The following is a 17,987-nucleotide window of genomic DNA, read 5'->3' as shown; positions in this document are numbered from 1 at the left end:
GGTCAGACCTGCAGGATGGAAGAAACCAGCAGCTGGGTGTAGTGGTGGTGCGGGTCGTCCAGCACCTGATCGGTCAGACCTGCCTCCACCACCTGCCCCTGACACATGACCATGAGCCGGTGTGCCAGAATGCGGGCCACTGCCAGATCATGCGTCACAATAACCACGGCCAGTCCCATGTCGGCCACCAGCCCGCGCAGCAGGTCCAGCAGGCGCGCCTGTACCGAAACATCCAGCCCGCCGGTGGGCTCATCCATAAAAACAAGCCGCGGGGCAGATACCAGATTGCGTGCTATCTGCAGCCGCTGCTGCATGCCGCCGGAAAAGGTGCGCGGCAGGTCGTCCATGCGGTTGCGGGCAATTTCCACACGGTCCAGCCACGTGGCCGACCGCTGGCGGATGTTGCCGTAGTGACGCATGCCCACGCCCATGAGCCGTTCGCCGATGTTGGCACCCGCGCTCACATTGCCCCGCAGGCCGTCGCGGGGGTTCTGGTGCACATATCCCCACTCCGTGCGCATGAGCATGCGGCGGATATGCTCCGGCGCGGCGTGCACATTGCACAGGGTGCCGTCCTTGCCGCGATAGTGCACCGAGCCGCAGGTGGGTGCCTGACGGCCGGAAATGCAGTTGAGCAGCGTGGATTTGCCGGAGCCGGATTCGCCTACAATGCCGATGATTTCGCCGGGGTAGAGATCAAAGGAGACATCAAGGCAGCCTGCGCGGTCTCCGTAATATCTGCTCAGCCCTTTGACGCTGAGAAGCGGATTTTCTTCGCAATGCGCTGCGGGAATGCCGGGTGCGGGTATATTCCGTGCGGCCGGAAAACGGCCGGAAACGCTGAGCAGATTATCCATTGTCGGCTTCCTCCTTCCGGCCGGATGCAGGCACCGGTTCACGGTGCGCAGAGGGCGCGGCCATGGCGCCGGTGTGCCCCTGCGCTCTGCGTCCGGCGCAGTAGTTGCTGTCGGAACAGACAAACATCCTGTTTCCCTGGTTATCGAGAATTATTTCATCAAGGTAGCTGTCGGATGCCCCGCACAGCCCGCATACGTCATCCCATTGCTGCACGCTGAACGGATGATCCTCGAAGTCGAGGCTGCGTACCGCGGTGTACGGCGGGATGGCGTAGATGCGCTGTTCGCGGCCTGCCCCGAACAGCTGCAGCGCCGGGCTGTTGTCCATTTTGGGGTTGTCAAACTTGGGGTTGGGCGAGGGACTGGCGATGTATCTGTCTGCCACCAGCACGGGGTAGTCGAAGCTGGTGGCAATATGACCGTGACGGGCAATATCTTCGTACAGCTTCACATGCATCACCCCGTACTCCTGATGTGCATGCATTTTGCGCGTTTCGGTTTCCCGCGGTTCCATCCAGCGCAGCGGTTCGGGAATGGGTACCTGAAAAATCAGTATCTGCCCGTCGCTGAGCGGCTGTTCGGGAATACGGTGACGGGTCTGGATGAGTGTTGCTCCGGCGGTGTCCTCCGTGGTGGCAACTCCCGTTGTGCGCCGGAAAAAGCTGCGGATGGAGACCGCGTTGGTGGTGTCGTCCGCGCCCTGATCGATAACCTTGAGGGTGTCGTCACGCCCGATGACCGACGCGGTTATCTGGATGCCGCCCGTGCCCCAGCCGTACGGCATGGGCATTTCGCGGCTGGCGAAAGGCACCTGATAACCGGGAATTGCCACGGCTTTCAATGTGGCGCGGCGCACCATGCGCTTGGTCTGTTCGTCCAGAAAGGCGAAATTGTACCCCTGCGCCGCAAGCCGGGGGCCGCCTGCTGCTGTGGTGTTGCACTGTGTCATTATGCTGCTCCTTCCAGCAGGGCGGCGCTGGCGCTGTCCTGCTGTGCCGCCTGCTGTGCCGCCTGTTCGCGCGCTTCTCTGCGGGCTTTGCTCTGCGCCCAGTTGGTGCGCAGGCGGCGCAGTATTTCCAGCTCGCTCTGAAAGTCCACATGATGCGGCAGCTTGAGGTGCTCCACAAAACCTGTGGCTTCAACATTGTCGCTGTGCATCAGCACAAATTCTTCATCCTGTGCGGGCGCGGTGATATCTTCATGCAGTTCGCGGCAGCGCAGAGCGCGGTCCACCAGCGCCATGGAAATGGCTTTGCGTTCGCCGCTGCCGAAGGTGATGCCGTATCCTCTGGTAAAGGCCGGCGGCGTGTCTTCGCTGCCGTCGTACAGCGAGACGATTTCGCTTTCGGTAACGGTGATGTCGCCTATGTTGACGGCGAAACCCAGTTCTTCGGGCACCACATGCACGGCAACGCTGCCCATGCGTATTTCGCCGGCAAAAGGATGGCCCCCGGAGCTTTTGAAGCCGCGCTGGGTGGAGTAGCCCATGGCGAGTAAAAAACCTTCGTCGGCACGGGTGAGGTTCTGCAGACGGATATCGCGTTCAGCAGGCAGTTCCAGAGGTTCGCGTGTTATGTCGCCCACATGGTGCGCGTCAGGATTTCCGGCTGCTTCCACCAGCCCGTCGCCATGCAGAAAGTCGAGTATGCGCGGTGTTTCCGCATGGGGTTCCTGCAGCGGTTCCGCCTGCAGCGGGGCAGGCGGTGCGGCGTGCCGGTTTGCCTGTCCGTCTGCCAGTGAAAAGTCGAGCAGCCGGTGTGTGTAGTCAAAGGTGGGGCCCAGCAGCTGTCCGCCGGGCATGTCTTTGAACGCTGCGGAAATCCGCCGTCTGAGCTGCATGGCTGTTGTTTCCAGCGGCAGACTGGTGCAGAGCCGCGGCAGGGTGGTGCGGTAGGCCCGCAGCAGAAAAATGGCCTCGATGGCATCGCCGCGGGCCTGTTTAAGGGCCAGTGCTGCCAGTTCCGGATCATACAGCGAGCCTTCGGTCATGACGCGGTCCACTGCCAGCCGCATCTGTTCGCGTATCTGGGCCACGCTGATTTCCGGCACTGCGGGATCGCCGCGGCGTTCTGCGGCCAGATACCGGTGTGCGCTGGCAATGGCTTTTTCGCCGCCTTTCACTGCTACATACATGTTGTCTGCCTCCGTATGCGTACCGTGCGCGGAAGGCAGAGCACTCCTTCGGGCGCGGCAAGGATGGTGTCTGTTCCCTGCGGAAACAGCGCGGCGTTGGCCTGATGCATTGTCCAGAAGGCATCGGCCAGTCCGCTTACGGAAATGTGTGCCTCTTTCTGTATGCCGGGCCCCTGCAACGTTACCGGTCCGGCTGCTGCTGCGGACTGCACCTGAATGATGAGCGTGGCTGACCTGTCGGGGTATTCCGGCGTGCCTGTGGCAAAACGGGACCAGTCCGGCACGGTGTTACTGTCTGTGATGACGGCGAATGCGGCATCTTCCGGACGGTGTGTCAGCGGACAGCCGCAGTGGAACTGCAGCCAGTGCGCCAGCGGACTTTCCGGCTGCTGCAGCCAGACGGGGGTTTCGTGGTCCAGCAGGGTCAGAGCCACTCCTGCCGCGGCGGGGCTGCATGGCGCGGGCACCTGCTGCGGCATTGCCTCGCCGCAAGGTGCGCACACGGTGCCCGGACGCGACATGGCGTTGAGCAGGGCACGGTACCACTGCTGACTGTGGTGTACCGGGTCGGCAAAGCCGGGAAGCATCTGCTGCTTGGTCATGGCTGGTCCTCCCCGCGTACCATGGTGAAAAATTCCACTCTGGTGGCCGCGGCCTGCGCCGCCTGCGTGCGGCGGGTTGCGGCTATGCGCTGCTGCAGAGGCAGTATGACCGTGCGTGTGAGCGTGCCGGTGTGTTCAGGGTCTTGCAGCAACCCGTCAAAGACCGCGGCCAGCTCGGCGTGGCGGCTGCTGCGGCCCGCCACATAGGCGTGTCCGGCAAAGCCGTTCACATCCACCGCACAGCGGGTCAGGGTCATTTCACCCATATTGAACGGAGCGCCGCTGCCGTTGGTGCGTGCCTGCACCATGGCCAGTCCGGTTTCGGGCTGCCGCAGCAGCGCATATTCTGGTCGGCGGGGCAGGCTGTTCCAGGCTGCTTCCAGCTCGGCCAGCGGGGCCCGTGCCAGTACGGACATCCAGTGCTGCCGTGTTTCTGTAGGTATCTGATCCATGTCTGTTTCCGGATGTATGCTTATGGTTGTCTAGATAACTTTATGTGTTTCTGTAACACTGCCGGCATGCTTTCATTCTGCCGCCCGTCTATGCTGCCTGTTCCGCATGGAACACAGCAAAAAGGAGACGCAAGCAATGACGCATGACACGGTACCTGTTGCGCATCGGGAACTGGAACGGGGAAACGGAGTGGCGCTGTGGCGCCAGATTCAGGCTGTGCTGGAGCATGACCTGCGCAGCGGATATGTGGCTGCAGGTGAAAAACTGCCCACGGAGCGGCAGCTGGCACAGCGTTTCGGCGTAAACCGCCATACCGTGAGGCAGGCGCTGGCTGAACTTGCCCGTAAGGAGCTTATCGTTGTGGAACAGGGACGCGGCGCGTTCGCCCGCAGGGACAAGCTTGATTACGCGCTTGCGCGGCGGGTCCGCTTCAGCGAAAACCTGCTGCGGCAGAGCCGTATTCCCAGTGAGCGGCTGCTGGGCAGCGACAAAGTGCAGGCCGGGCGCAGGGCGGCGGAAGCGCTGCAGGTGCTGCCCGCCACGATGCTGCTGCGGCTGCGCACCGTGGGTAATGCCGACGGCCGCCCCCTGTGCTGCACCACGCACTATTTTCCGTACGGGCGGTTTGCGGGTTTTGCCGCTGTCTACGGACAGCTGCATTCCGTCACTGCTGCATTCCGGGCGCTGGGGGTGGCTGATTATGTACGCACCTCCACCCGCATCACGTCCAGAATGCCCGATGCCGCAGAGGTCAGGGCGCTGGGGCTGGCGCGGCAGACTCCGGTGCTGGTGGTGGAATCGGTCAATGCCGACGGCGCCGGTACTCCCGTGGAATACGGGGTGTGCGTCTGGGCGGCCGACCGCATCCAGTTTGTCATTGATGCCGCGTAAAACGTCTGCGGCGGTACAGGCGGCTGAACTGCGCATGGTTATACAAACCTGCTGCGGATGATGCCGCACATGTAATCGATGACGGTGACCATGAGGATGACCAGAATCATCATGGTGCTTACTTCGCGGTACAGGTAGCCGTTCAGCTTGTCGAAAATCAGAAAGCCTATGCCGCCGGCACCCACAAATCCCAGAATGGTGGCGCTGCGCACGTTGGTTTCAAAGCGCAGCAGGCTGTAGCTGACAATGAGCGGCATCATCTGCGGCAGCACGGAAAAGACAATGGTCTGTACCGAGCTGGCGCCGCTGGCTTCCACGGCTTCCACCTGACCGGGTTCGATGGCTTCGATACCTTCGCTGAACACCTTGCTGAGAATGCCGAACGAGTGGATGGCAAGGGCCAGCACCCCGGCATAAGGCCCCAGACCGATGACTGCCACGAAAATGAGGGCCATGACGAATTCATTGAATCCGCGGCAGAAGTCGAGCAGCCGCCGCATGGCAAACTGGATGCTGCGGCGCAGCTTTTTGCGGGCGGGCGAACTGCCCGGCAGAATAAGACACAGCGTGTTGCGCGCCGCCAGCATGGATGCGGGAATGGCTGCCACAAAAGCCAGCAGCGTGCCCCATATGGCTATGGCAATGGTTTCAATCAGGGCGCGGCTGTACTGCATCAGGGGGCCGGTACGCATTTCCGGAGGAAAGAATCCGCCGCGCTTTTCATCCAGCACCCGTTCGTATTCTTCCTGCACTATGGCGTCGAATGCCGCAGGGTCCATCGCGGCCAGCCTTTTTTCGGCCAGTTCGTTGCCGCGTCCGGTCATTTCCGTAAAGTCCGCGGAGCCTTTGGCAGCCATTTCTTTGCGCACTTCGTCCATGGCTTCCTGATGGATGATGATGGCGGGCAGCCTGCGTGCCTGTTCCATGGCAGCCGTTCTGTCGGCATCTGAAATGCTGTGCCCGAACAGGTATTCCACGGCGTTGTTGCGTTTTTCGTACAGTTTGACGGGGTCGATGCCGCACCACACGTACGTTACGGCAAGGACTGCTGCTACAGTGAGGCTCATGAGTCCGAGAAGGACCCTCTGGGTGAGGGTCTTTCTCGGGGTGAGCTGTTCGAGGGTCAGTTCTGACATGCTCTTTTCCGGTGGATGGGCTGGTGCTATTTGGCTGCCAGTTCGTTTTTCAGGCGCTTCAGGTAGCGGATGATGTCGTAGGTGCTGTCGTCGGTGTACTGGTATCCGCCGTTCTGCAGCTTTTCGAGTCCGGCTTTGTCGGCGTTGAACATGAGCATGGCGCCGGTGAACGCTGCTTTCAGGCTCTGGGGCAGGTCGCGTCTGGCGGCCATGGGGGCACCGGGAATCAGCTCGGACCGCCACAGAATGCGGAAGTCGTCGGCGGCCACCTGTCCTTTTTCAATCATGCGGTCGAGGTCGATGTTGTTGGTGGCCGCAGCTTCGATGGCCTTGTTTTTCACTGCCAGAATGGACGCACCGTGTGATCCGGAAAACTTGACCTGCTTGAAGTAGTCTTCGGGTTTCATTTTCAGGTCGCGGGCAAAAAGCACGTTGGGCACAAGGTATCCCGACGTGGAATTGGGATCGGTGAAGGCGAAAACGCGTCCCTTGATGTCGTCAAGCTGCATCATGTCGGAATCTTTGCGCACGATGATGATGCCGGTGTATCCGGGCTGCTTTTCCTTGTTCAGTTCCATCACCAGCGCCTGTGCGCCTGCCTTTTCCGATGCTTCCACATAGCTTTTGGGTCCGAAGTACGCGAAATCGATGTGTTGGTGGGCCATGGCGGTGATGATGCCCGCATAGTCGGAAGCGCTGAAGGCTTCCACTTCGATGCCCAGAATGTTGCGGAGGTGCTCGGTAAGGGGGGCAAACCTTTTTTTTATGTCGGCGTTGCCCTCGGTGGGGATGAAGCCCACGCGGATTTTTGCGGGCCAGTTTTCGGGGGCGGAGGCGGCCATGGCGGGAATGACCATGGAAACCAGCATGACTGCAGCCACAATGCCTACGATACAACGTCGGAACATGTTTTTTCTCTCCATAGCGGTTAAAGGGGCGTAAGTAATCTGGTGCCGGGCAACGGCTACGCACAGGCGGCCAGTTCTCCGAAGGCTTCGTTGATGCGCGCGCCGTAGATATCGGTAATCAGGTCGTCGGTAAGGCAGGATGGCGGGACATCGTGTATGATTTTTCCTTTGCGCATGCCCACGATGCGTTTGCCGTACCGTGTGGCAAAGTCGATGTGGTGCAGGTTGACCAGCACGGGTATGTGCCGTGTTTCATGAATCTGCATCAGCGTGTCCATAACCACCTCCGCACTGTGCGGGTCCAGACTGGCTATGGGTTCGTCAGCCAGAAATATTTCAGGTTCCTGCGCCAGCGCCCGCGCTATGGCCACGCGCTGCTGCTGCCCGCCGGAAAGTGTGTCGGCGCGCTGAAACGCAAGATGCTCAATGCCCACCTGCTGCAGACATTCAAAGGCGAATTCTTTTTCGTTACGGCTGAAGTGGCGTACCAGCGTGCAGCAGTGGCCGATGAACGAGCTGTTGAAACGCAGCCGGCTGACCAGCACGTTTTCCAGCACCGAAAGGCGGCGCACCAGATTGAATTGCTGGAAGATCATGCCCACCTTGCCGCGAACCTGACGTATGTGACGGCCCGAGATTTTGGTTATGTCTTCGCCGAAGAGTTCCAGCGTGCCGCTGGTGGGGCGTATGAGTCTGTTTATGCAGCGCAGCAGCGAGGACTTTCCGGCACCGGAAGAGCCGATGACCGAGACGAATTCGTTGGTGTGCACCGTCAGCGACACATCGGAGACGGCCCGGGTGCCGTTGGGGTATATTTTGTTCAGCTGGTGTGCTCTGATGGCCGGTACCGGCAGCCGGGCGGCAGGTCTGGTTGTGTTGTGCATGGCGCATTCCCTTTTTCAGTCCCCTGCTGGGGCGTTTGTCATTTTCCGTTGCGGGAATACTAGGCGGCCATTGTGGAGGGTCTGTTACACGTATATGCCAGACTCTTGACCGCGGCAGAACGTGCAGACAAATCGGATACAGGTCTAAGGGGCTTTTTTTGAGCAGTTAAAACGGTGTACTATGCGCTTGTGACGGCCTGCGGGACATGACGGCGCGTGCAGGCGTGCTGCCAATGTGACAGCCGTGTGACCGGCCGGTGCGCTGCTGTCGGCGGCAGCAAGCCGCTGCCGGGTACACGGGGCAAGGTTGACACTGCTGCCGGTGCCGCATACAGACGCAGGCGCACCGCCGGGGTGGTGCTGTCCGGCGGCGCGGTCTGCGGGTACTGCCGGTTTGCAACCATGGTTTTTTGTTTTTCCAGACGCACAAGAGAGTTGTTATGAAAACGCGCAAGGACCGCCGGTTCACACAGGCCAACAAAGAGGCCGGTTTTGCTCTGGGGGCGTATGCTTTGTATTTTATCTGGTGGTATGTCTGTGCCTACGGGCTGGGTGACAGCGACCCGGAGCAGTACGGTTATGTGATGGGACTGCCGGAATGGTTTTTTTACAGTTGCATTGTGGGGTACCCGCTTATCACGCTGTTGCTGTGGGGTATTGTGAGGTTGTTTTTTCGCGAGGTGCCGCTGGATGACGGTCAGGACAGCACCGCACAGGCTGCCGGAACTGCCGGGGACACGGCGTATGGTGCCGGCGGCGGGGCGGGTGCTGTTGCAGACAAGGACGGTGGACAGCAATGAGCGCTCCGCTGATGACTGCCATTCCTGTTGTGCTGTACCTTGCCTTTTCGTTCGCGGTGGCGTTGTGGGCGCGGCGCAAGGCTGATTCGCAGGCCACATCACAGGGTGTTCTTGAGGAATATTATATCGGCGGACGCACCATGGGCGGCTTTGTGCTGGCCATGACCATCATCGCCAGCTACACCAGCGCCAGCAGCTTTGTGGGCGGGCCGGGAGTTGCCTACCGGCTGGGGCTCAGCTGGGTGCTGCTGGCCATGATTCAGGTGCCCACAACCTTTCTGACACTGGGTGTGCTGGGCAAGCGCTTTGCCATTGTGGCGCGCAGAACCGGTTCCGTGACACTGACGGATTATCTGCGGGCACGATATGCCAGCAATACAGTGGTCAATCTGTGTTCGCTGGCGCTGCTTGTTTTTTTCATGGCAGCCATGCTGGCTCAGTTCATCGGCGGGGCGCGGCTGTTTCAGGCTGTTACGGGGTATCCGTATGTGGTCGGGCTGGCGCTGTTCGGCATAACGGTGGTGCTGTACACTTCGGTGGGTGGTTTTCGTGCCGTGGTAGTTACTGATGCCGTGCAGGGTATAGTAATGGTGATTGCCGTGGTTGTGGTGCTGCTGGCCGTGGTGGACGCAGGCGGAGGCATGGCTCAGTGCGTGGCCACGCTCAAGGCTATCGATCCCGGTCTGATTACCCCTTCGGGGCCTGATAATGCGGTGCCCAAACCGTTTATTCTTTCTTTCTGGGTTCTTGTCGGCCTTGGTGTTATCGGCCTGCCGCAGACGGCGCAGCGTTGCATGGGATACAAGGACGCGCGCGCCATGCACAACGCCATGGTCATCGGGACGCTGCTCATCGGCTTCATGATTCTGTGCGCCCATCTGGCAGGCACGCTGGGACGCGCCGTGCGGCCGGACCTGCCTGCGGGTGACCTTGCCATTCCCACGCTTATTGTCGACCTGCTGCCGCCTTTCTGGGCAGGGGTGTTTATTGCCGGACCGCTGGCCGCCATCATGTCCACGGTGGATTCCATGCTGCTGCTGGCTTCCGCCGCCATCGTCAAGGATTTGTATGTGCACTACCGGCTGCAGGGCGATGCTTCAAGGCTGAAACCGGTCACGATGAAAAAAATGAGTCTTGCCAGCACCGGTGTCATCGGTGTGCTGGTTTTTCTGGCGGCCGTGGAACCGCCCGACCTGCTGGTCTGGATCAACCTGTTCGCATTCGGCGGGCTGGAGGCCGTTTTCCTGTGGCCCATTGTGCTGGGGCTATACTGGAAAAAAGCCAACGCCGCCGGAGCCGTGGCTTCCATTGTAACCGGTGTGTCCGTTTTTATCAGTCTTACGCTGCTCAAACCGGACATGGGCGGTATTCATGCCATTGTTCCCACCACACTGGCGGCGCTGGCGGCATTCATAGCAGGGGCCTGTTGCGGGCGTGCTCCCGACAGCCGGGTGGTTTCCGTGTTCTGGGACGAGCGCTGACCGGCCACACGCGGCAGAAAAGCGTAAAGTAAAGCCCCCGCAGCACACGACAAGTGTGGCGCGGGGGCTTTTTGCGTATCAAAACAGACTGGCGGTTTGTGTTTACAGCGCTATTTGCAGGAAAGCTGCTCCATTTTTATGTCACGCAGCAGCAGGTCTCTGCGCAGCCCTGAAATCTGATCCGCGAGCAGGGCCATGCAGAAAATGAACAGACCGCCCAGACCGCCCACCACTGTGGCGGTGGTTATATCCAGCCCTTGTGTGGCAAAAACGTACATCTGGTTGATGAACGTGGCAGCGAACAGTATAAGGCTGAGCGGCAGAAATACACGCAACGGTTTGAAAAGAGTGATCAGCCGCAGGATGAGCATGAGCGTGTAAAAATCGTCTCTGACCTGCTTCACGGTGCTTTTTCCGATGCGCTCATCAACTGTTACAGGAACGAACTGCACACGGCAGCCCAACTGCAGCAGACAGACAAGAGTGCTTGTGGAAAACGAAAAACCGTCGGATGTAAGCGACAGCAGGCTGAGCATGAATCTGCGGCGGAGTATGCGCAGGCCGCAGTTGATATCCGGAATTTTTCTGCCTGTGATGAAGTTTGCAGCGTGCGCCAGTACCCATTTGCCGGGCATTCTGACAAAAGGCACATGAGAACTTTTGTCTCGCTTGCCGATGAGCGCGTCCACGTCGTCGTCTTTCAGCCTGGCCGCCATGGCTTCCAGATCTGCAATGCGGTGCTGTCCGTCAGCATCCATGGAGGCAACCCACTCGGTCTTTGCCGCCAGAATACCACGCTTGATGGACGCGCCGTATCCCATGTTCACCTCGTTGGTGATGACGGTGACCGCGGAGTCGAATTCCTGCAGGGCTGCCACAGTATCGTCAGTCGAGCAGTCGTTGACAACGATGATTTCCCATGCGTTTTCTTTGGCTTTGTTGATAAGCGGCGGCAAGGACTGGCGTAAGCCGGAAGCATCGTTATATGAAGGAATAATAATGGTTATGTTGCTCATGGTGCTGCAAGTTGTTGTTTTTTGTAGTGTTTTTTAGCTTTGGTATGTAAGTGGAGATTTGCGGGTTGTCAATCAAAACTTAAAATCTGTATCGGTATGCCGTCTGCGGGCAGAGGGCTGGTTGCTTTCACGTCTTTTATCCTCTAAAGAAGGCCACTGCGCGTGTGCTGCTCCGTATGTTTTATGATGGCGCATGCGCACCGCAGCCTCCGGCTGCGCATTCAGAGAGTATATGGTCAAACATCTGTCCGGAAGCGGTATGAGTGATCGCAAAAAATGGCTGGTGCTGCTTCAGATTGCCGTGACAGCCGGGTTGCTGGCCTGGGTTTTTGCCGGTACTGACTGGCAGCCGCTGGCTGCATTGTTTAAAACCATTGATCCGGCACTGATGCTGGCCGTTTTTGTGCTGATCAACATCTGCTATCTGCTGCAGGGATGCAGACTGTTTCTGCTTCTGCCCAAAGAAAATCCCGGCGACGGGTCTGTCCGCTGCCGGGTCACTTTTTTTCCTTATCTGTATCACTTCTGGCGATCGACCTTTCACGATATTTACGTGCCGGGAAAGCTGGGCGGAGATATTGCACGCTTTGTCTATCTCCGGCGCATGGGGCTTGAAAGTTCACGTCTGGTAGTGCCTTTTCTGGCCTTCCGGCTGCAGGGGCTGGCTCTTTTGTGTTATGCCGCCCTGTTTATACTCGCCGAAGCTGTTTTTTCGTTTAACGCATGGTGGCTTGCGGCGGCAGCGCTGGCAGTTGTGCTTTGCTGCCGGTACGTTGCCGGTAAGCTGCTGATGCTGCCCGGCGTACTGCGTTTCTGTGCCCGCTTTCCTGTGCTGGATGCCGTGGTGCACAGTACCCGCGCTCTTTTGAGCGACCCTGTGCGACTTGTGCTTACTTCGCTTATCTATATTATTTTTCTTGCCGTCACAGTGCTGATATACGGACTTGCGGCGCAGGCCATGAATATCGTTCTGCCGCCGGACAAGCTGCTTACAGGAGTGCCGGTACTCATGTTTGCGGCTATGGTGCCGGTAACCATACAAGGGCGGGGGCTGACGGAATTTCTGGCCGTGGCCATATGGGGCGGCACTATATCAAATGAACAGATAGTGGCCACATGCCTGTGCATCTTTGGCTGCACTCTTGCCATGCAGCTTTTGGCGGGCCTTTTCTGGGGGGGTAATGCCCTGCACAGCCGTGGATCTGCACCTTCTTAGCAAACCGAAGGGTTATTATGTCGAACGAATTTGATTCAGACCGTTATTCCACATACTGGGCCGAGGAATGGCTTGATGTGAAGCAGTACTCGCCTATCGGGCGGCATACCCGTCGCAAGATAATGCAGCTTCTTGCCAGATGTCCCGCTCCCGACACGTTCGCCGACTTCGGTTCCGGCGAGGGCAGTCTGTTGTCCATGGTGCACGCCAAATACCCTGCTGCACGGCTTTTCGGGTGCGACTTTGCATCAGAATCCGTCAGACGCTGCCGGCAGCGGCTGCCTCAGGCAGAGATCGTGCTTAAAGACCTGACAGACCCGGAGCCACCGTTTGCCGGGCGTGTCTCTGTGGGCGTGTGTTCAGAAGTGCTTGAGCATATTGAAGATGATGCCCGTGCGCTGCACAACCTGGGCACATGGGCCGAGCATGTTATCATCACCGTGCCCGGTGGAGAGCTGGATGAGTCATCGCGGGCTGTCGGGCATCTGCGGCATTACACCAAAGACTCTCTGCGGGGGCTTGCACGCCGCGCAGGGCTTGAGGTGCTCCACCTGGAAGAATGGGGATTCCCCTTCAGCTACCCGTGGTACGCACGGGTCAGAAACAAGGCCGGTTACGGGATGATGGTCGGCAGATACAGCATGCGCAAAAAACTGCTCTGCCATGCGTTGTATCTTCTCTTTTTCGGCAATGACCTTTTTTCTTCGGGCAACAAGCTGTTCATGCTGTGCCGCGGCAGTAAAGCGTAACGGCCATGTGCGGAATAGCAGGATATTGCGGCGCCTGTGGCGTTGCTGACACCACAGAAAAGGAATGTGCCGGACGTCTTGAGGCGCTGCTGGCCGGTATTGTCCATCGCGGTCCCGATGATGCGGGCATTACCTGTGCGCATAATGTGGCCATAGGCATGCGGCGGCTTTCCATCATCGACCTTGCTGGCGGGCATCAGCCCATGTTGTCCGGAGACGGCCGCTATGCGCTGGTGTTCAACGGCGAAATATACAACTTCAGAGAACTGCGCAGCGAACTGGCGGAGGCGGGATACTCATTCGCCACGAACAGTGACAGCGAAGTACTGCTCAAGGGGTATATGGCGTGGGGCAGGGGGGTTCTTGACCGGCTTGACGGCATGTTCGCCTTTGCCGTGCATGACAGACATGCCGGTACAGTGTTCCTGGCGCGTGATCACCTGGGTATCAAGCCGCTGTATTACATCCATTTGGGCGGGGTGTTTGCTTTCTGTTCCGAACCTGCTCCGCTTCTGGAACTGCCGCAGGTCCGCCGCAGGCTTGACCACGACGCGCTGGCAGCGTTTCTGAGCTTTAAGTATGTGCCCGCACCGGATACGTTTATCAAGGATATCAAAAAGCTCGCAGCAGGCCACACGCTTGAGTATTCGCCGCGCGGCGACATGTTGCGCACGGAGCGTTACTGGCAGCTGCAGGGCCGCGAAGGCAGCAGTGATGCGGGCGAACTGGCTGAAAGACTGACCCGTGCGGTTGACAGCCAGATGGTCAGCGATGTGCCGCTGGGGGTTTTTCTGAGCGGCGGCATAGACAGCGGGCTGCTGACATGGGCCGCCGCAGGGCAGGGCGGAGAACATTTCACGGGCGGCTATACCGTAGCCTTTGACGAGACAGGCCGTAAAAAAGGCCTGTGCGCGGGCGGTTCATTTGATGAAAGCCGTCTGGCCGCCCTGAGTGCCGCGCATCTGGGTGTGCCTCTTTCCAGCACTACGCTTGCAAGTCCGGCACAGGCGACACTGGATGACTGGATACGGCGGTTTCAGGAGCCATTTGCCAATACCAGCATACCGGCCAATTTTTTGCTGTGCCAGTGGGTTGCCCGGCACGTCAAAGTCGCCCTGAACGGTTCAGGTGCCGATGAGCTTTTCGGCGGGTATGACAGGTACTACGCCGTGCATCCTCCGGCAGCCCTGCGCGCCCTGCACTGTGCGGCGCCGCTGCTGCGGCGTGTGGCGGACATGCTGCCGGTAGGGGGCGGAAAGAACTCTCTGGTGCACCGTGCCAGACGCTATCTGGCAGGCTGTGCACTTGCCCCCGCGCAAAAACATGCCGGCAGCATCAGACTGTTTACCGATACCCAGCTTGCAGCCATTGCTCCCGGTGTTGTGCCGGCGACTTTTGTACAGGATGCTTTTGCCGGTGCGCCTCAGGGCAGCCTGCTGTACAAGGCCACGTGGACAGATATGCAGACCATGCTGCCGGACGACTATCTGACTCTGGTGGACAGAACCAGCATGGCGGCTTCGCTGGAAGTACGTGTACCGTTTCTTGCCAGGGATTTTGTGCAGTACGCCTTTTCATTGCCGCCGGCCGCAAAGATTGCGGGGTGGAAAAAGAAAACCGCCCTGCGTGCGCTTGCCGCAAAGCACCTGCCCGAAGACATTGCACGCCAGCCTAAAATGGGGTTTGAATCGCCGGTGGGCCGGTGGTTCCGTGACGGGCTGGGTGAGGCACTGTGCCGGCAGCTGGCGCAAAGCCCGCTGCAGAATATTATATCGGTACGGGGGGTGCAGGCGCTGGCACAAAGCCACAGCGCCGGTCAGGTGGACGCAGCCAAGCCGCTTCTGGCTTTGTACACCCTTGTGCGCTGGATGGATATGTACAGGGTGGAACTTTAGCCATGCAGATCAGCTTCATATCACACGAATATCCCCCTGTGAGCGGCGGCGGGTCCACGGCCCTGCACGAGTATGCCTCGGGGCTTGCCGCCCGCGGTCATGCGGTGCAGGTGGTAACCGTAGGCACCGGAGCTCATGACACCGTCGACACAGAGGACGGCGTGCAGGTTGTGCGTCTGGCTGCCGGCAGAAAAAGCCTTCTGGCTCCTTCCAAGGCGGAGCTGATACGTTCCTGCGCCGCGTTACGGCTCAAGTCCATGCCGCATTTAAGACGGCATGAACCGGAAGTTCTGGTGGCTTTCTTTGCTTTCCCTGCCGGTTTTCTGGCAGCCCCGCTGGCTGCAAAGCTGAATATACCTCTGGTCGTTTCGCTGCGCGGCTCTGATGTTCCCGGATTTTCCGCAAAACGCCTCGGCGTGTTCGGTCCGCTGCTGCCGTATCTTTTCCGTCGGGCCACACGGCATGCTGCTGCTGTGGTGCCCAACGGGCGGCGGCTGGCAGACATGGCCGCACCGTATCTGCATACGGGGTCCCGGGTGCGGGTTATACCCAACGGAGTAGACACCCTGCGTTTTGCTCCGCAGGGTGCGGAGCACGGCAGCATGGGCGGCCCGTTACGGGTGCTTTTTGTGGGGCAGATGATTGCCAGAAAGCAGTGTCTGGTGCTGGCGCAGGCGCTGCATGAGGTGGCGGCGCGTGGCGTGCCCCTGCAGGTCAGTTTTGCCGGTTCCGGGCCTCTGGAGCAGGATATCCGCAGGATCGTTTCTTCTCTGGACCCTGTTGTCGGTGTGACGTTTACCGGCCATGTACCGCGCAATGCCATTGCAGACCTGTACGGCGCACATGATGTGCTGGTGCATCTGTCGCAGGCTGAAGGTGTTTCCAATGTCCTGATGGAGGCGCTGAGCAGCGGGCTGTGTCTTGTGGCCGCGGATACCGCCGCGGACGCCGCCATTGACGGAGTGCCCCGGCAGGCGCCCGCTGAAGACGGCGGTATCATACTGCTGCCCGTGGACTGCGGTCCTGCCGTTCTCGGGGCGACCCTTGCCGGACTGGCCTGCAACCGCTCACTGGTGGAGGAGCAGCAGCGCCTTGCACGCCGGACAGCTTTGAAAAACAGCTGGCAGGTCCGGGTCGGCGAGCTGGAAGACCTGCTCACCGGCAGTATTGCCGGTTGTCAGGCATCTTAGGGAACTCATGGAGACAACGATGGCTGCTTTTCTTCCTCGCCATGCCGACGGGCGGCAGGTTTTTTTTACGGGCCTGCTGATTGCTCTGGGCGCTGTGCTGTATCACTGCATTCTGGTGCAGCCCATCGACCACGGGGGCGACGCACTTTTCAAGTGGCAGGTGCACAGGCAGATGCTTGCTCTGGGCGCCATTCCGCCGCAGTTTTATGAAAATCCGGCCCATATGCTGCGCTGGGCCAGCAATCTTCCGGTTCTGGGCGTGCAATGGCTTTTTGATTCGCATCCCAGTTCGTATTTTTTGTGTCCTGTACTTATCGCGGCAGGCAATGCCGTGTGGTGTTTTGTGCTGGGGCGCAGACTGGGCGGTCAGGCTGCGGGCATTCTGACGGCGCTGGCCTTTACCGCTGCGCAGACAACACTGCACTGGGGTACGCAGTTTCTGCCCATGAGCACCGCTACATTTTTTATGCTGGGGGCGTTGTGGTTCCTGCTGCGGTGGATGGAACGGGAACACTATTCTGACCTGCTGGCGTGCAGCGTGATGTTTTTTGTTTCCTACGGCGCAAAGGTTACAGCAATCTATTATGTGCCGGCCATATGCATTCTGCTGGTGTACCATGTGCGCTCAAAGGGAAACAGCTTCAGGGACGCTGTGCCGCATGTAGGTACTTTTCTCGGAGTCCTTGTTCTGCTTTTCTGCATTGAAACAGTTCTGATAAGCAGCTTTACGTCAATTTCCGGCGGACGCTTTGCCGGCATTCTGGCAGGGCATAATCCGTCTGTATGGGACAAGGATATTTTTGCGGCACAGGATGCCAGATGGTATGATCCGCTTATCGGAATATACAGGGACTGGCGGCCCTCATCAAAATCGCTCTTGCAATACATCGGCAATTTTTTTGTGTATACGCGTCATCCGGGCAAAACCCAGAGTATTACGTATTACGCGGCATTCATTCTTTGCGTGTATGCGTTGCGGACCCGCAAAAAAATGTATTATCCGGCTGTTGCCATATATCTGTCGGGTTTTTTTGCCAGTGCCTACGCCATAGTGTCGGTTTTCCCCTTTGTGCGTCCCGAGCGGGTACTGTTCCGCTACCACACTATTTTTTACACACTCGGCCAGATGATGGTAATCAGCTTTCTGCTGCATACGCGTTTCCCTCTGATTGCCAGATATTGCAAGTGGTTTAAGGATAGTTATGTCCGGCCGCTCAGGGTCGTGCTGCTTCTGGCTTTTTTTGCCCCTCTGGCGGTTGAAGCCGTAAAATACTTTCCGGTTCCCAACAGCATCATAGCCGCTGCGGATGCGTACGACACAGTACAGCAAGCACGCGGCGAAGGGCGCGATGTATTTATTCCGGTACATAAGTGGCCGGAAAGAACAGAAAAGCTGCAATGGAAGTATGTGGCGTTTTACAGCGACCTGAAGCGGGTTCCACCTCCGTATTCTGAAGAGACTCCGCATATTGTTGTCAACGGGCAGCGTTATTTTCGTGTGGAAGAAGGTACAACCCGCGAAAATCCCATACTTCTTGATCATTACTGACCATAACTGCCGGTGACGGCTGTCTGCCGCCGCCGGTAACGGGGCATTTCCGGATACCTCATCTGTCCGGTACCGTGTACATGCTTCCCCCGGCCATCAACCGGGGGCTTTTTTTCTCTTTCTTACAGGACATTATATGAAACGGATCGCTTTTATCATGCTCTGCCTTTTGGCCCTTGGCTGCACTGCTGCGAAAAACAGGCATGACTCCGGAATGATAATAACGC

Annotated in this window: 17 protein-coding genes; 8 read left to right on the top strand and 9 right to left on the bottom strand. The window is 58.8% G+C overall.

Features of this window, described 5'->3' with window-relative positions; genetic code table 11:
• Positions 1-2 precede the first annotated feature (2 nt).
• From phnK to phnG, 5 genes are read right to left on the bottom strand one after another with little or no spacing between them, the layout of a single operon-like run.
• The gene (gene phnK / locus ACZ5D1_RS14515) at positions 3-857 is read right to left on the bottom strand and encodes a phosphonate C-P lyase system protein PhnK (protein ID WP_011369058.1); all 855 of its coding nucleotides are present in this window, start codon (positions 855-857) and stop codon (positions 3-5) included.
• Positions 850-1,806: an alpha-D-ribose 1-methylphosphonate 5-phosphate C-P-lyase PhnJ gene (locus tag ACZ5D1_RS14510; protein ID WP_011369057.1), complete on the bottom strand. Its 957-nt coding sequence runs from the start codon at positions 1,804-1,806 to the stop codon at positions 850-852. Before ACZ5D1_RS14510 ends, phnK begins: the two co-directional genes overlap by 8 nt.
• A complete protein-coding gene (locus tag ACZ5D1_RS14505) occupies positions 1,806-2,990 on the bottom strand; it encodes a carbon-phosphorus lyase complex subunit (protein WP_011369056.1) in 1,185 nt (394 codons plus the stop codon). Before ACZ5D1_RS14505 ends, ACZ5D1_RS14510 begins: the two co-directional genes overlap by 1 nt.
• Positions 2,981-3,592, bottom strand: a complete 612-nt coding sequence (gene phnH / locus ACZ5D1_RS14500; RefSeq protein WP_011369055.1) for a phosphonate C-P lyase system protein PhnH — start codon at positions 3,590-3,592, stop codon at positions 2,981-2,983. The genes ACZ5D1_RS14505 and phnH overlap by 10 nt, the downstream gene beginning before the upstream one ends.
• Entirely contained in the window at positions 3,589-4,044 is a 456-nt protein-coding gene (gene phnG / locus ACZ5D1_RS14495) for a phosphonate C-P lyase system protein PhnG (RefSeq protein WP_011369054.1), read from the bottom strand. The genes phnH and phnG overlap by 4 nt, the downstream gene beginning before the upstream one ends.
• 136 nt (positions 4,045-4,180) lie before the next feature.
• Here phnG and phnF point away from each other — a divergent pair, with 136 nt between their 5' ends.
• On the top strand, positions 4,181-4,936 hold the full coding sequence (gene phnF, locus ACZ5D1_RS14490) for a phosphonate metabolism transcriptional regulator PhnF (RefSeq protein WP_011369053.1): 756 nt from the start codon (positions 4,181-4,183) through the stop codon (positions 4,934-4,936).
• 38 nt (positions 4,937-4,974) lie between these two features.
• Here the strand turns inward: phnF and phnE are convergent, their stop codons facing one another.
• From phnE to phnC, 3 genes are read right to left on the bottom strand one after another with little or no spacing between them, the layout of a single operon-like run.
• A complete protein-coding gene (gene phnE / locus ACZ5D1_RS14485; RefSeq protein WP_011369052.1) occupies positions 4,975-6,072 on the bottom strand; it encodes a phosphonate ABC transporter, permease protein PhnE in 1,098 nt (365 codons plus the stop codon).
• Positions 6,073-6,098: 26 nt separating this feature from the next.
• Entirely contained in the window at positions 6,099-6,980 is an 882-nt protein-coding gene (phnD, locus tag ACZ5D1_RS14480) for a phosphonate ABC transporter substrate-binding protein (RefSeq protein WP_011369051.1), read from the bottom strand.
• Positions 6,981-7,036: 56 nt separating this feature from the next.
• The gene (phnC, locus tag ACZ5D1_RS14475; RefSeq protein ID WP_011369050.1) at positions 7,037-7,864 is read right to left on the bottom strand and encodes a phosphonate ABC transporter ATP-binding protein; all 828 of its coding nucleotides are present in this window, start codon (positions 7,862-7,864) and stop codon (positions 7,037-7,039) included.
• 440 nt (positions 7,865-8,304) lie between these two features.
• Between phnC and ACZ5D1_RS14470 the strand changes: the two genes are divergently transcribed.
• On the top strand, positions 8,305-8,664 hold the full coding sequence (locus tag ACZ5D1_RS14470) for a YhdT family protein (RefSeq protein ID WP_011369049.1): 360 nt from the start codon (positions 8,305-8,307) through the stop codon (positions 8,662-8,664).
• Positions 8,661-10,145 (top strand): sodium/pantothenate symporter, encoded by a 1,485-nt coding sequence (gene panF / locus ACZ5D1_RS14465; protein WP_011369048.1) that lies wholly within the window; start codon positions 8,661-8,663, stop codon positions 10,143-10,145. The genes ACZ5D1_RS14470 and panF overlap by 4 nt, the downstream gene beginning before the upstream one ends.
• Positions 10,146-10,255: 110 nt before the next feature.
• On the opposite strand, the gene ACZ5D1_RS14460 is transcribed toward panF, so the two are convergent.
• Positions 10,256-11,161 (bottom strand): glycosyltransferase family 2 protein, encoded by a 906-nt coding sequence (locus ACZ5D1_RS14460; RefSeq protein WP_011369047.1) that lies wholly within the window; start codon positions 11,159-11,161, stop codon positions 10,256-10,258.
• 259 nt (positions 11,162-11,420) lie between these two features.
• On the opposite strand from ACZ5D1_RS14460, the gene ACZ5D1_RS14455 reads away from it, so the two are divergent.
• The 5 genes from ACZ5D1_RS14455 to ACZ5D1_RS14435 are packed head-to-tail and all read left to right on the top strand — an operon-like array spanning position 11,421 to position 17,760.
• Complete coding sequence (locus ACZ5D1_RS14455; RefSeq protein WP_027182280.1) at positions 11,421-12,377, top strand: lysylphosphatidylglycerol synthase transmembrane domain-containing protein; 957 nt, start codon at positions 11,421-11,423, stop codon at positions 12,375-12,377.
• A gap of 17 nt (positions 12,378-12,394) precedes the next feature.
• Complete coding sequence (locus ACZ5D1_RS14450; protein ID WP_011369045.1) at positions 12,395-13,126, top strand: class I SAM-dependent methyltransferase; 732 nt, start codon at positions 12,395-12,397, stop codon at positions 13,124-13,126.
• 5 nt (positions 13,127-13,131) lie between these two features.
• Positions 13,132-15,021, top strand: a complete 1,890-nt coding sequence (gene asnB, locus ACZ5D1_RS14445) for an asparagine synthase (glutamine-hydrolyzing) (protein ID WP_464555243.1) — start codon at positions 13,132-13,134, stop codon at positions 15,019-15,021.
• A 2-nt stretch (positions 15,022-15,023) separates the two neighbouring features.
• Complete coding sequence (locus tag ACZ5D1_RS14440) at positions 15,024-16,211, top strand: glycosyltransferase family 4 protein (protein ID WP_027182283.1); 1,188 nt, start codon at positions 15,024-15,026, stop codon at positions 16,209-16,211.
• Positions 16,212-16,230: 19 nt separating this feature from the next.
• A complete protein-coding gene (locus ACZ5D1_RS14435) occupies positions 16,231-17,760 on the top strand; it encodes an ArnT family glycosyltransferase (RefSeq protein WP_464555241.1) in 1,530 nt (509 codons plus the stop codon).
• The last annotated feature ends 227 nt before the right edge of the window (positions 17,761-17,987 follow it).

It is taken from the genome of Oleidesulfovibrio vietnamensis, assembly GCF_055388115.1.
This window is presented reverse-complemented; position numbering and strand designations above follow the sequence as displayed.

Bases quoted from the DNA above. Each gene is read 5' to 3' on its own strand.
- panF (WP_011369048.1), top strand. From the start codon at position 8,661: ATGAGCGCTCCGCTGATGACTGCCATTCCTGTTGTGCTGTACCTTGCC.
- ACZ5D1_RS14470 (WP_011369049.1), top strand. From the start codon at position 8,305: ATGAAAACGCGCAAGGACCGCCGGTTCACACAGGCCAACAAAGAGGCC.
- ACZ5D1_RS14450 (WP_011369045.1), top strand. From the start codon at position 12,395: ATGTCGAACGAATTTGATTCAGACCGTTATTCCACATACTGGGCCGAG.
- ACZ5D1_RS14505 (WP_011369056.1), bottom strand. From the start codon at position 2,990: ATGTATGTAGCAGTGAAAGGCGGCGAAAAAGCCATTGCCAGCGCACAC.
- phnH (WP_011369055.1), bottom strand. From the start codon at position 3,592: ATGACCAAGCAGCAGATGCTTCCCGGCTTTGCCGACCCGGTACACCAC.
- ACZ5D1_RS14510 (WP_011369057.1), bottom strand. From the start codon at position 1,806: ATGACACAGTGCAACACCACAGCAGCAGGCGGCCCCCGGCTTGCGGCG.
- phnK (WP_011369058.1), bottom strand. From the start codon at position 857: ATGGATAATCTGCTCAGCGTTTCCGGCCGTTTTCCGGCCGCACGGAAT.
- ACZ5D1_RS14435 (WP_464555241.1), top strand. From the start codon at position 16,231: ATGGCTGCTTTTCTTCCTCGCCATGCCGACGGGCGGCAGGTTTTTTTT.
- phnC (WP_011369050.1), bottom strand. From the start codon at position 7,864: ATGCACAACACAACCAGACCTGCCGCCCGGCTGCCGGTACCGGCCATC.
- phnG (WP_011369054.1), bottom strand. From the start codon at position 4,044: ATGGATCAGATACCTACAGAAACACGGCAGCACTGGATGTCCGTACTG.
- ACZ5D1_RS14460 (WP_011369047.1), bottom strand. From the start codon at position 11,161: ATGAGCAACATAACCATTATTATTCCTTCATATAACGATGCTTCCGGC.
- ACZ5D1_RS14455 (WP_027182280.1), top strand. From the start codon at position 11,421: ATGAGTGATCGCAAAAAATGGCTGGTGCTGCTTCAGATTGCCGTGACA.
- phnD (WP_011369051.1), bottom strand. From the start codon at position 6,980: ATGTTCCGACGTTGTATCGTAGGCATTGTGGCTGCAGTCATGCTGGTT.
- ACZ5D1_RS14440 (WP_027182283.1), top strand. From the start codon at position 15,024: ATGCAGATCAGCTTCATATCACACGAATATCCCCCTGTGAGCGGCGGC.
- asnB (WP_464555243.1), top strand. From the start codon at position 13,132: ATGTGCGGAATAGCAGGATATTGCGGCGCCTGTGGCGTTGCTGACACC.
- phnF (WP_011369053.1), top strand. From the start codon at position 4,181: ATGACGCATGACACGGTACCTGTTGCGCATCGGGAACTGGAACGGGGA.
- phnE (WP_011369052.1), bottom strand. From the start codon at position 6,072: ATGTCAGAACTGACCCTCGAACAGCTCACCCCGAGAAAGACCCTCACC.